The sequence below is a fragment of the Pseudomonas sp. RIT778 genome (genome assembly GCF_019718735.1).
In the GTDB taxonomy this organism is placed as follows: Bacteria; Pseudomonadota; Gammaproteobacteria; order Pseudomonadales; family Pseudomonadaceae; genus Aquipseudomonas; species Aquipseudomonas aphyarum.
This window is the reverse complement of sequence record NZ_JAIHBA010000018.1, coordinates 59,180-70,808: the sequence shown is the minus strand read 5'-3', so window position 1 is coordinate 70,808 and position 11,629 is coordinate 59,180. Positions and strand designations below refer to the sequence as shown.

Genomic DNA, 11,629 nt, shown 5'->3' with positions numbered 1-11,629 from the left:
GGCAATCGCTGCCCGCCTCGATCGCCGAACGATGTGCCGCGGTGCGCGGCAACAGACGCTTGAAGTAAAACTCGCACGTCGCCAGTTTGCCCTGGCAGAAATCGCCATCCCCCTCGCCCGACTCCAGCTGCGCCTGGGCAACCAGCGCCATGCGCAGCCACAGGTAGCCCAGAACGATGTAACCGCTGTACATCAGGTAATCCACCGACGCGGCGCCAACTTCATCCGGGTTCTTCATCGCGGCCATGCCGACCTTCATGGTCAGCTCGCCCCACTGCTGATTGAGGCCATCGAGCTGCGCGACAAACTCGCCAAGTTGCGGATGCCCGGTGTTGGCGGCGCAGAATTTGTGGACGATTTTGGTGAAGTTGCGCAGCAGCTTGCCCTGACTGCCCAGCACTTTGCGCCCGAGTAGATCCAACGCCTGGATACCGTTGGTGCCCTCGTAGATCGGCGCGATCCGGCAGTCGCGAACCAGTTGCTCCATGCCCCACTCGCGGATAAATCCGTGGCCACCGAACACCTGCATGCCGTGGTTGGTCACTTCCAGCCCGGTGTCGGTCATGAACGCCTTGCAGATCGGCGTCAGGAACGCCAACAGATCTTCGGCTTCCTGACGCGCCTCGGCGTCCGGGCTCAGGTGTGCGACATCAAGCATCTGCGCGGTGAAATAGGTCAGCGCGCGGTTGCCTTCGTTGAAAGCTTTCATGGTCAGCAGCATGCGCCGCACGTCCGGGTGGACGATGATCGGGTCGGCCGGTTTGTCCGGAGCTTTGGCGCCGGTCAGGGCGCGCATCTGCAAGCGGTCGTTGGCGTATTTGATTGCGCCCTGGAAACTCGCCTCGCCCAGACACAGGCCCTGCATCCCGGTGCCGAGGCGTGCGTGGTTCATCATGGTGAACATGCAGTTCAGGCCCTTGTTCGGCTCGCCGATCAGGAAGCCTTTGGCGTCGTCGAAGTTCAGCACGCAGGTGGCCGAGGCCTTGATGCCCATCTTGTGCTCGATCGAACCGCAGGAAACGCCGTTGCGCTCGCCCGCCTCACCGGATGCGTTCGGGAGGAATTTCGGCACGATAAACAGCGAAATGCCTTTGGTGCCCGCCGGTGCGTCCGGCAGTTTGGCCAACACCAGATGAATGATGTTGTCGCTCATGTCGTGCTCGCCGGCGGAGATGAAAATCTTGCTGCCGGTCACTGCATAACTGCCGTCGGCCTGAGGCACGGCGCGGGTCTTGATGATGCCCAGGTCGGTACCGCAGTGGGCTTCGGTCAGGCACATGGTGCCGGTCCACTGGCCGGCGGTGAGTTTGCGCAGATAGGTGTTTTTCTGTTCTTCGGTGCCGTGGGCGTGGATCGCCGACATGGCGCCGTGGGTCAGGCCCGGGTACATGCCCCAGGAAGTGTTGCTGGAGGCGACCATTTCACTGATCACCAGCCCCAGCGAACTCGGCAGGCCCTGGCCGCCGTAAGCCGGATCTGCCGCCAGACCGTGCCAGCCACCTTCCACGTATTGTGCGAAGGCTTGCTTGAAGCCTGTAGGCGTTGTCACCACGCCGTTGTCGAAATGGCAGCCCTCTTCGTCACCGCTGCGATTGAGCGGGGCCAGAACGTTCTCACAGAACTTCGCGCCCTCGTCGAGGATCGCGTTGATCATGTCCGGGCTGGCGTCGTGGGCGCCGAGGGCCGCGTACTGAGTGTGGAAGTCAAAGACGTGGTCGATCAGAAAGCGCATGTCGCGCAGGGGAGCTTTGTACTCGGGCATGGTGGCTTCTCCTTCAGCAGATTGCTTCAACCTACTGCCGGCCACCCTGCCTCACAATCACTGTCCAGACGCTGAATGCGCCGTCATCACTCAACCTGCGGCGTTGTCCATGCGCACCGCGCCACGGCGATTCTGCCCGAACGCCATCACGCAGTTTCGGCCTGCGCCCTTGGCGCTGTAGAGCGCCTGGTCGGCGGATTTCAGCACCTCTTCCGGGGTGCGCTGTTCCAGACGTTCGGCCACGCCGATGCTGACCGTGACCGACACGCTGGATGCGCCCGAACCCGAGCGACGCTGACGGCCCTGCTGATCATCCTGCGGGCGGCTTTCCTGATTTCGGAGCTGGATGTTGTAGGACGCAATCGACTCACGGATGACTTCCAGGTGCGGCATGCACTCTTCAAGAGTCTTGCCCGCAAACACCAGTGCGAATTCCTCACCGCCATAGCGATAAGCCCTACCACCGCCGCTGATTTTGGACAGCTTGCTGGCGACCAGACGCAAGACCTGGTCACCCACGTCGTGGCCGTGGGTGTCGTTGAATTTCTTGAAGTGATCGACGTCGCTCATTGCCAGCACATAGTTGCGACCCAGACGCTGCATACGCTCGTTAAGTGCGCGGCGGCCCGGCAGACCGGTGAGTTCGTCGCGGAAGGCCATTTGATAAGCCTCATGCGCTACCGCTGCAGCAATCATCAGCATGACCTGGCTGCACATGATGTTCAGGGTGAACGGCAGGATGAAGGTTTTCGGCAGCATCCAGAACACCCCGAGCAACCCTACCAGTTGCGCCGCGTGCAGCGGACGCGGGTTGCGCCAGTATTGCCAGGCCAGCAGCAGGAACGCCGAGATGAACACCGGATACGACAACTGGATCAGACTCATCCACGCGCCGTGCAGCGCCGGCCAGCGGATCTCGGAAAGCCACATCAGCAACGCCTGCGGGTAACTTTGCTCAAGCCCCAGCGCCACGCTGCCAAAGGCCAGCAACACGGCGAAGCGCGCGACCATATCTTGAAACAGATGCGTGCGCTCCTGCCACGCGGCGAATAGTCCGAACAACAGCGGCAACAGCAGACAGACCAGGTGGAACACCACGGCCGCGTCTTCGCGCACCTTGCCGTTGTCGCGGTAATAGTCGGTCTGGGTGTCGAGCAGGAAGTAGGCGATGTACACCGTGACCATCAGAAACAGCTCGCGCTGGCGTCGGTAAACCGCACAGTACGAACCGCCCAACAGCAGCACCAAGGTCGGCAACACGTTAAACAGCGAGGTGAAGAACACGTTGAGGTCTTTGACGTACGCAGCCGCCAACCCCGCGAGCAACAACAGCAGTGAAGGTAGGAAATGACTGAAACGTACAGCGGAAGAACGCGGCAAGGGTAAAAGCTCCGACCCGTCATGGCAAAGAGATGGCATTGTGCCTGCAATGTGGCCAGTTAAGCACACACAATGTGATCCAGATCACAGGCTGTCTCTTTAACGGCCGAAATCGGCGGTTGCTGAGGGATTTAGTCAGGTTTTTTGCGCAATGGCCGCTAGACGGCCACCATGGCCATCATTCTTGATGGCCATGGTGTGTTTTTCTGTTCAGAGATCGTTGTAAAACGGCTGCAATGGCCCCTCGGCCGCCGGCCGGCCTTCAGCGCCGTAAGGCTTGAGGTTGAGCGAAGCGTCCATCGCCTGGCGGGTCGTGACTTTCGGACTGGCCGGGCGCTGGGTCACTGCATTCTCGTCGCCGATGTGGCCCTGTGGGATCACCAGCGACGGATGATCGAACGGTGCACGTTCCCAGGCCACGCGCGGATCGGTCAGGCCGACTTCCATGAACTTCACCACGGCATCGATTTCCGCAGGCGTCAGGTTCAGCGCCGTCATGTCCGGGTCGAGGTTGGAAGTGTTGTGCTGGTTCACCGCCGGGTGCTCGAAGCCGCTGGTGTTGTTGGCGTCTTCCCCGCGCCGGTCACCGCCACGGTTGTAGAACTCCATCACCTGCTTGAGCGTCGAGCGGCTGCCGTTATGGAAGTACGGCCCGGTCAGGGCGATGTTGCGCAGGGTCGGAGTCTTGAACGCGCCGTCGACCGAATCGCGGAAACCGACATTCGGCTTGAGCGTGGCATCGCACGGAATCGCCGCGCTCAACGGCGCCTCGAACGTGCAGACATCGACGTCCAGCGGATCCACCGACCGGCCGCCCTGCAACACGGTGTTGTACTGACGGGTGAACGACCATGGATTGCCCCACGCATCCGCGCCGCCGAGGGCGAGGTCTTCCGAGGTCGGGCGCACACCGGTGTTGTAGAAGCCGTTGTCGTAAAGGGTGGTCAGGTTGTCGGCCATCACCATCCGCTCGATGCGTTCGCGCGGATGCATCAGCAGACGGCTGGCGGCGTTGGTCAGCTCCGGCCCGCCGTGGCAATTGACGCATTTGCCCTTGCCGAGAAACAGGTTCATGCCCTCGACCTGTTGCGCGTTCATTGCCGTATGGTCGCCTTGCAGGTAGGCGTCGATCGGCGCCTGATCGGACACCAGCGTCGCCTCATACATCTGGATCGCCAGACCGAAGAACAGCGGGAAATTGGCCTCCATCTGGGTGTACGGCGCACCGCCCACCAGAACGTTTTGCGTGGCGTTCCACAGCCGGGGCTGGAAGGCGTTCTTGATCAGCTCGCGATAGGTCGGCCGCCGTGCGCCGGACACCGGAGCCAGTACCGAGTCGGTGGACGAAATCCGCTGCTGCTTGAGCATCAACGTGTCGAGCATCCTGCGGCCGATGTCGGCAAAGGTGCGGCCACCGCAAGACATTTCCACCGGACTGCCGGGCGGGCCGACGGCTTGCGAGGCGGCAGACGCATCGTTGAGCGCCAGCCGGACTTTGGTGGCGACCGTGCTGCGTTCGCTGGTCACGTAGATCCCGGCATCCGGATCGCGATTGCCGAACGGCGAGAAACCGTTGAAGACGTTATTGGCCCGACCGTCCCAGAAGTTGCGCACGTTGAACGCGGCGTTGATCACCGACGGCGCATTGCGTCCGGTGCTGCGGCGAACGTTGATGCCGCCGACCTGAAACAGGCCGTCCGGCTGCTGGGTGCACTTGTCGAAACGCGGCTGATTGGGTTTGACGAAGTTGGCGTCGAACACGCCTTGCGAGCCGACCACGTCGTCCGTCGAGTACACGATGGGCGAGTTGCGCTCCAGGGGATTGCTCAGCACGTGGGTCGGGAAGTCGGTTTTCTTCAGCGTGTAGTTCGGGCCGCCCTTGCCGCCGGACAACGTCGCGTAGGACGCCACGTCACCGGGAATGTCCGACGCCACAAACGGCTTGTTGAAGATCGACGCGACGTTGGCGTTGGTGTGCGCCTGGCCGGGGTTGAGCTGGTTGGTGATGCGGTGGTCGACGCCGGCGTGGTAGTGGCAGGACGCGCAGGCCGTGGAGCCGTCGCTGCCGATCTCCATGTCCCAGAACAACGCTTTGCCCAGCAGGATCGCAGCCTGACGATTGAGCACGTAGTCGGTCATCAGGTCGACCTTGCGTCCGCCTTCGGTACCGGACGGATCAGGAGGCACCATCCCCCGCAACGATTGCAGCGAAGGGACTTCCGGTACCGGGGGATCGACTTCGGCGGGGTCGGCGGCCCATGCGCTGTGGACTGATAGCGCAACGGGCAACCAGAAGGTCAAACGAGCGAGTCGACTGATGTTCATAGGCTTCACCCTGACTGTTGTTGTTAAGTGCCGGGCGTCTTGCTTCTTTGAGCAGGCAGTTCTGGTTAGCGCCGGTAAATCGGGCAGTGCAATTAATTGGCCACTCTTCTGGAAATATTTTGAATCAATAAGCGCAGGGGTTCGGCTGAACAGTGGCTTCATCAATGCTGGGGAATCAGCCCCGGGATTGGGGAAATCCGGGCACAAAAAAACCGCTGCCCCCGAGGGAGCAGCGGTTTTTTGAAAGACTGCGTTAAGGCTTAGTAGCCCAGTGCGAAGTCTTCTTCTTTCATGTCCATCAGGTTGTTGGCGCCCGACAGCATGGTGGCCACGTGCGTACGGGTACGCGGCAGGATGCGCTGGAAGTAGAAGCGCGCGGTTTGCAGCTTGGCGGTGTAGAACGCCTCGTCGGTGGTGCCGGCAGCCAGTTTTTCAGCAGCCAGACGCGCCATGTCGGCCCAGAAGTAAGCCAGGCAGGCATAACCGGAGTACATCAGGTAGTCCACGGAGGCCGCGCCGACTTCTTCGCGATCTTTCATGGCGGCCATACCGACCTTCATGGTCAGCTCGCCCCACTCTTTGTTCAGTGCAGCCAACGGTGCGACGAACTCTTTGACGGCTTCGTTGCCTTCGTTGTTCTGGCAGAACTTGTGGACGATCTTGGTGAAGCCTTTGAGAGCCTCGCCTTGAGTCATCAGCACTTTACGGCCCAGCAGGTCGAGTGCCTGGATGCCGGTGGTGCCTTCGTACAGCATCGAGATGCGGCTGTCGCGAACGTTCTGCTCCATGCCCCACTCGGCGATGAAGCCGTGGCCGCCGTAGATCTGCACGCCGTGGTTGGCGGATTCGAAACCGACTTCGGTCATGAACGCTTTGGCGATCGGAGTCATGAAGGCCAGCAGTGCGTCGGCTTTCTTCTTCTCTTCTTCGTCCACGCCGTATTTGACGATGTCGACCTGTTTGGCGGTGAAGTACACCATCGCACGGTTGCCTTCGGCGAATGCCTTCATGGTCAACAGCATGCGGCGTACGTCTGGGTGAACGATGATCGGGTCAGCAGCCTTGTCCGGCGCTTTCGGGCCAGTCAGGGAACGCATTTGCAGGCGATCGCGAGCGTATTTCAGGCCGCCCTGGAAGCCGATTTCGGCGTGGGCCAGACCTTGCAGCGCGGTACCCAGACGTGCGGTGTTCATGAAGGTGAACATGCAGTTCAGGCCTTTGTTCGCCGGGCCGATCAGGAAACCGGTCGCGCCGTCGAAGTTCATCACGCAGGTCGCGTTGCCGTGGATGCCCATCTTGTGTTCGATCGAACCGCAGGTCACGGCGTTGCGTGCTCCGACGGTGCCATCAGCATTCGGCATGAACTTCGGCACGATGAACAGCGAGATGCCTTTGGTGCCGGCCGGTGCGTCCGGCAGGCGGGCCAGCACGATGTGGACGATGTTGTCGGCCATGTCGTGTTCACCGGCCGAGATGAAGATCTTGGTGCCGGAAACTTTGTAGGAACCGTCGGCCTGAGGTTCGGCCTTGGTGCGCAGCATACCCAGGTCGGTGCCGCAGTGCGGCTCGGTCAGGCACATGGTGCCGGTCCACTCACCGGAGACCAGTTTGGTCAGATAGGCTTCTTGCTGCTCTGGGGTGCCGTGCTCGGAGATGGTATTCATCGCGCCGTGCGACAGGCCCGGGTACATGCCCCACGACCAGTTGGCTTCGCCGACCATCTCGCTGACTGCCAGACCCAGCGACTCAGGCAGACCCTGACCGCCGTGCTCGACGTCATGGGCCAGGCTTGGCCAGCCGCCTTCCACGAATTGCTTGTAGGCCTCTTTGAAGCCGGCCGGGGTTTTCACGCCGGACTCGCTCCAGGTGCAGCCTTCGGTGTCACCCACGCGGTTCAGCGGTGCCAGCACCTGCTCACAAAACTTGGCGCCCTCTTCGAGAATGGCGTCAACCATGTCCGGCGTTGCGTCTGCGCACGCTGGAAGGCTCTGATAGTGCGCTTCGTAGCCGAGCAGTTCGTCACGAACGAAGCGAATATCACGCAAGGGGGCCTTGTAGTCAGGCATAGCGATAAACCTCTGCTGATGTAACCGGGAATGAACGACCGCGTTGATTTGTTGTGACGGTCAAACAGTTGTTTGAAACATACGTTTACGCCGAAATCTTGTCAAGCGTCGTTCTTTTGCCATTCGTCATCACATTTTCCGAACGCCGGACACAGCAGCGCGACATGCGCCCGACCGGGCCATGTGCACTGAAAAAAGATTAGTTGAGGGAGAAGGACTTACAACGAAAAACGCCGCGAACAGTCGCGGCGTCTGGCAAAGCGCAGATCAAAAAATCAGGCGAAGGTATCGATGATCGTACCGAGCATTTCATCGGAAGCCTTGGCGACTTTCACGCCCAGTTCCGCCTGAAACTTGCCTTGGGCCATCTCGACCATGTTGCTCGCCAGGTCCGATTGCTGGGCACGATCCACGGAACGCAGACGATCGACCTGCACTTCCGAAGACTGGCTGGTGACCGAACGCTCGATGGTGCTGCTGGCGATCTGGCTGGCGGCCTGATCGACGCGGTTCTGCCCGGTCTGAATGGTACTCAGACCTGCATAAAAAGCTGTGTTTCCGGAGATTTCCATGGGAGCTCTCATCCTTGGGAAGGATCAATGGGTGCCATTGAACCAGAGGCGTCAGAAAAACACCCGTCAAAAACACTAATGGCACAGTGCCTTGTCATAGCCAAAATCAGTCGAGCAGATCCAGTTGCAAGTGATCGGCGACCGCTTCAGCGCTGACGGCTTTGAGTTTCGGCACCCGCCCCAGGCACGGTGCCGGAATCCGCTCGGCCAGTGTCGCCAGGTTTTCCTCCAGCCGCGACGTCTTCGGATCAATAATGTTCGCCACCCATCCCGCCAGTTGCAGCCCGTCCCGGGCAATCGCCTCGGCAGTCAACAACGCATGACTGATGCATCCCAGACGCACGCCGACCACCAGAATCACCGGCAACTTCAACGCAATCGCCAGATCCGACAGATTGTCCTGATCCGCCAACGGCACCCGCCAGCCGCCCGCGCCTTCGATCAGCGTGAAGTCGGCGTTCATGGCCAGAATCTCGCGCATCGGCGCCAGCAACGATTGCACGGTCAACGCCACACCCGCCTCACGCGCTGCCAGATGCGGCGCGATCGCTGGCTCGAACGCCACCGGATTGACCTGTTGATACGTCAGCGGCAACGAGCATTCGGCCTGCAACGCCAGCGCATCGGAATTGCGCAGGCCTCTGGGCGTCACCACACAACCGGACGCCACCGGTTTGCCCGCCGCCGTACTCAGCCCCGCCGACCGCGCAGCGTGCAGCAATCCGGCGGCGACAGTGGTCTTGCCAACGTCAGTGTCGGTTCCGGTGATGAAATAGGCTGCGCTCATAAGGGTTTCTCCAACACGGCGTAGACCACCTGATAAGTCGCCGGCAAGCCCTGCGGCTGACGGAACTGCTCGTAGGCTTCGACCAGCCCCAGAATCCGCGCCCGCCCGGTCAATCCACCCGGCCGGCCAGGGTTCAGGTTATGCGCGCCCAAGGCCTTGAGTTCATGGGTCAGGCTGCGCACATCCGGGTAATGCAGCACATGCGGCCGGTTCTCCAGACAGACACTGAGCAAACCACTGGCCGCGCACAATTGCTCATAGCGGGCGAATTCGCGGAAGCGGTTGACGTGCACCAGGCCATCGACCTGACGCCAACTGTCGCGCAATTCGTACAGCGTCCCTACACAAAGACTAGCAAACGCGAAAATCCCCCCCGGTTTCAGCACCCGAAACGCTTCGGCGAGCACCGCTTCGAAGTCCGCGCACCACTGCACGGCGAGGCTGGAGAAGATCAGATCGCAGGTCGAATCCTGCAACGGCAAACGTTCGGCATCACCAGCAATGAAGTGTGTGGCCCCGCCCAACGGCCGCGCGTGATTGAGCATGCCTTCAGCGATATCGAGCGCCAGCCCCTCACCAAATCGCTCGGCCAGCGCCCGAGTGAAATACCCGGTGCCGCAGCCCAGATCCAGCCAGCGTGCCGGCCGAAAATCCACCGGCAAGCGATTCATCAACTGCGTACCGACATCGCGCTGCAACTCCGCGACGCTGTCATAGCTGGCCGCTGCACGAGAAAAAGAAGCTGCGACCTGGCGCTTGTCAGGCAAGCCGCCGGGCAACGCCGCAACAGACAAATCAGTCATCACCGCACTCACTTAAAAACGCCTGGATCGCACCCGCTACACCGTGGGGGTCTTCCAGAAGAAACGCATGGCTGGCCTGCTCGATCAGACCGACCTCGACATCTGCCAGCAACGCGAACAACTCGCCCGCGGCCTCCGCCGGCACCAACCCGTCCAGCCCTCCGAACAGATGCAATTGCGGACCACGAAACGCCTGCAAGGCTTCACGCGTATCGATCTGCGCCAACAATTCCAGACCGGCCATCAACGCGGCCGGCGAGGTATTCGGCGCGCCGCCGAGCAACAGCCGCGACAAGCCACGCGCGTCTTGCGCGCCCTGGGCGCACAGCAGAGAGAATCGTTTGAGAGTCGTGCGCGGGTCGGCGCCGCAGCCGGCCAGAAACGCATCGAAGGTCTCGCCGGGCATCGCGCTCGGCCACTGTTCATGGGCGACAAACGAAGGATTGCTCGCCAGGGTCAGCAAGCCGCAGCAATGTTCGCCACGCCGTGCCGCCAGCTCGGAAGCAAGCATCCCGCCCAGCGACCAGCCGCCGAGCCAGGTATCCTGAGGGATGCGCTCATCGAGCTCGTCGAGCCAGTCCTGCAGATCGCTGGAGTCCAGTTCCGGCAGCGGCTCGATGTCGACCTGCAGGTGCTCGTCGAGTCCGCGCAACGCGGCGGCCAGCGGCTCCAGCGGCGAAACGCCGAGCCCCCAACCCGGTAGCAGAATCAGGCGATCACGCATGGCTTGGCTCCGACTTGAGTTGCGCAAAGCAATCGGCCAGTCCTTCTAACAATAGCTGCACCTGCGCCTCGCTGTGGGCAGCGGTCAGCGTCACCCGCAACCGGGCGCTGCCGGCAGGCACGGTCGGCGGGCGGATCGCGGTAACCATCAGCCCACGCTCACGCAGCATCTGCGACAGACGCACGGCGCGACCGGCATCACCGATCAGGATCGGCTGGATCGGCGTGAAGCTGTCCATCAGTTCCAGGCCGATCTGTTCGGCACCGTGGCGGAACCGGCGGATCAGCGTTTGCAAATGCTCGCGACGCCAGTGCTCGCTACGCAGCAGTTCCAGACTTTTCAACGTTGCACAGGCCAGCGCCGGTGGCTGGCTGGTGGTGTAGATGTAGGGGCGGGCGAATTGGATCAGACTTTCGATCAGCTCTTCACTGCCGGCCACAAAGGCGCCAGCCGTGCCGAACGCTTTGCCGAGCGTGCCGACCAGCACCGGCACGTCCTCCTGACTCAGACCGAAATGCTCGACGATCCCGCCACCGTTTGCCCCCAGCGGGCCGAAACCGTGGGCGTCGTCGACCATCAGCCAGGCGCCTTTCGCTTTGGTTTCCCGGGCCAGCGCCGGCAGATCGGCGAGGTCGCCGTCCATGCTGAACACGCCGTCAGTGACCACCAGCGTATTGCCGGTGGCTTTCTCCAGACGCTTGGCGAGGCTGTCGGCGTCGTTGTGCAAATAGCGATTGAAGCGCGCGCCGGACAACAGGCCGGCATCCAGCAACGAGGCATGATTGAGCCGGTCTTCCAGCACCGTATCGCCCTGCCCGACCAATGCGGTGACCGCGCCGAGGTTGGCCATGTAACCGGTGGTGAACAACAGCGCACGCGGTCGTCCGGTGAGATCCGCCAAAGCCTCCTCAAGCGCGTGATGCGGACCGCTGTGACCGATCACCAGATGCGAAGCACCGCCGCCGACGCCCCATTTCGAAGCACCGGCGCGCCAGGCTTCGATCACTTGCGGATGATTGGCCAGGCCCAGGTAATCGTTGTTGCAGAACGCCAGCAACGGCTGACCGTCGACCACCACTTCCGGCCCTTGCGGGCTTTCAAGCAGCGGGCGCTGGCGATAGAGATTTTCGGCACGACGGGCAGCAAGGCGTGCGGCGAGATCGAAAGACATGCAAGCCTCGACATTCAAGTGACACAGATCCCTTGTGGG

Annotated in this window: 9 protein-coding genes; all 9 read right to left on the bottom strand. The window is 61.7% G+C overall.

Annotated features, from left to right (window positions below; all coding sequences use genetic code 11):
• The coding region (locus K5E37_RS13730) for an acyl-CoA dehydrogenase C-terminal domain-containing protein (protein ID WP_221534111.1) at positions 1 to 1,762 on the bottom strand (1,762 nt) is incomplete at its 3' end.
• Positions 1,763 to 1,852: 90 nt separating this feature from the next.
• Complete coding sequence (locus tag K5E37_RS13725) at positions 1,853 to 3,142, bottom strand: GGDEF domain-containing protein (RefSeq protein ID WP_007959861.1); 1,290 nt, start codon at positions 3,140 to 3,142, stop codon at positions 1,853 to 1,855.
• Positions 3,143 to 3,352: 210 nt separating this feature from the next.
• Positions 3,353 to 5,467, bottom strand: a complete 2,115-nt coding sequence (locus tag K5E37_RS13720) for a cytochrome-c peroxidase (protein WP_085609076.1) — start codon at positions 5,465 to 5,467, stop codon at positions 3,353 to 3,355.
• Between the two features lie 260 nt (positions 5,468 to 5,727).
• A complete protein-coding gene (locus K5E37_RS13715) occupies positions 5,728 to 7,533 on the bottom strand; it encodes a phenylacyl-CoA dehydrogenase (RefSeq protein ID WP_085609075.1) in 1,806 nt (601 codons plus the stop codon).
• Positions 7,534 to 7,808: 275 nt separating this feature from the next.
• Positions 7,809 to 8,105, bottom strand: coding sequence for a hypothetical protein (locus K5E37_RS13710; protein WP_007959856.1), 297 nt, complete (start codon positions 8,103 to 8,105; stop codon positions 7,809 to 7,811).
• Positions 8,106 to 8,211: 106 nt separating this feature from the next.
• Complete coding sequence (gene bioD, locus K5E37_RS13705; protein WP_007959854.1) at positions 8,212 to 8,892, bottom strand: dethiobiotin synthase; 681 nt, start codon at positions 8,890 to 8,892, stop codon at positions 8,212 to 8,214.
• On the bottom strand, positions 8,889 to 9,695 hold the full coding sequence (gene bioC / locus K5E37_RS13700) for a malonyl-ACP O-methyltransferase BioC (RefSeq protein ID WP_221534109.1): 807 nt from the start codon (positions 9,693 to 9,695) through the stop codon (positions 8,889 to 8,891). The genes bioD and bioC overlap by 4 nt, the downstream gene beginning before the upstream one ends.
• Positions 9,688 to 10,419 (bottom strand): alpha/beta fold hydrolase, encoded by a 732-nt coding sequence (locus tag K5E37_RS13695; RefSeq protein ID WP_221534107.1) that lies wholly within the window; start codon positions 10,417 to 10,419, stop codon positions 9,688 to 9,690. The genes bioC and K5E37_RS13695 overlap by 8 nt, the downstream gene beginning before the upstream one ends.
• Positions 10,412 to 11,590 carry an 8-amino-7-oxononanoate synthase gene (gene bioF, locus K5E37_RS13690; RefSeq protein WP_221534105.1) on the bottom strand — a complete coding sequence of 393 codons (1,179 nt, stop codon included), beginning with the start codon at positions 11,588 to 11,590 and terminating at the stop codon, positions 10,412 to 10,414. Before bioF ends, K5E37_RS13695 begins: the two co-directional genes overlap by 8 nt.
• Between the last annotated feature and the right edge of the window lie 39 nt (positions 11,591 to 11,629).

Excerpts from the sequence above, each read along its gene's own strand:
- K5E37_RS13720 (WP_085609076.1), bottom strand. The coding sequence starts at position 5,467 with ATGAACATCAGTCGACTCGCTCGTTTGACCTTCTGGTTGCCCGTTGCG.
- K5E37_RS13695 (WP_221534107.1), bottom strand. The coding sequence starts at position 10,419 with ATGCGTGATCGCCTGATTCTGCTACCGGGTTGGGGGCTCGGCGTTTCG.
- bioD (WP_007959854.1), bottom strand. The coding sequence starts at position 8,892 with ATGAGCGCAGCCTATTTCATCACCGGAACCGACACTGACGTTGGCAAG.
- bioC (WP_221534109.1), bottom strand. The coding sequence starts at position 9,695 with ATGACTGATTTGTCTGTTGCGGCGTTGCCCGGCGGCTTGCCTGACAAG.
- K5E37_RS13715 (WP_085609075.1), bottom strand. The coding sequence starts at position 7,533 with ATGCCTGACTACAAGGCCCCCTTGCGTGATATTCGCTTCGTTCGTGAC.
- bioF (WP_221534105.1), bottom strand. The coding sequence starts at position 11,590 with ATGTCTTTCGATCTCGCCGCACGCCTTGCTGCCCGTCGTGCCGAAAAT.
- K5E37_RS13710 (WP_007959856.1), bottom strand. The coding sequence starts at position 8,105 with ATGGAAATCTCCGGAAACACAGCTTTTTATGCAGGTCTGAGTACCATT.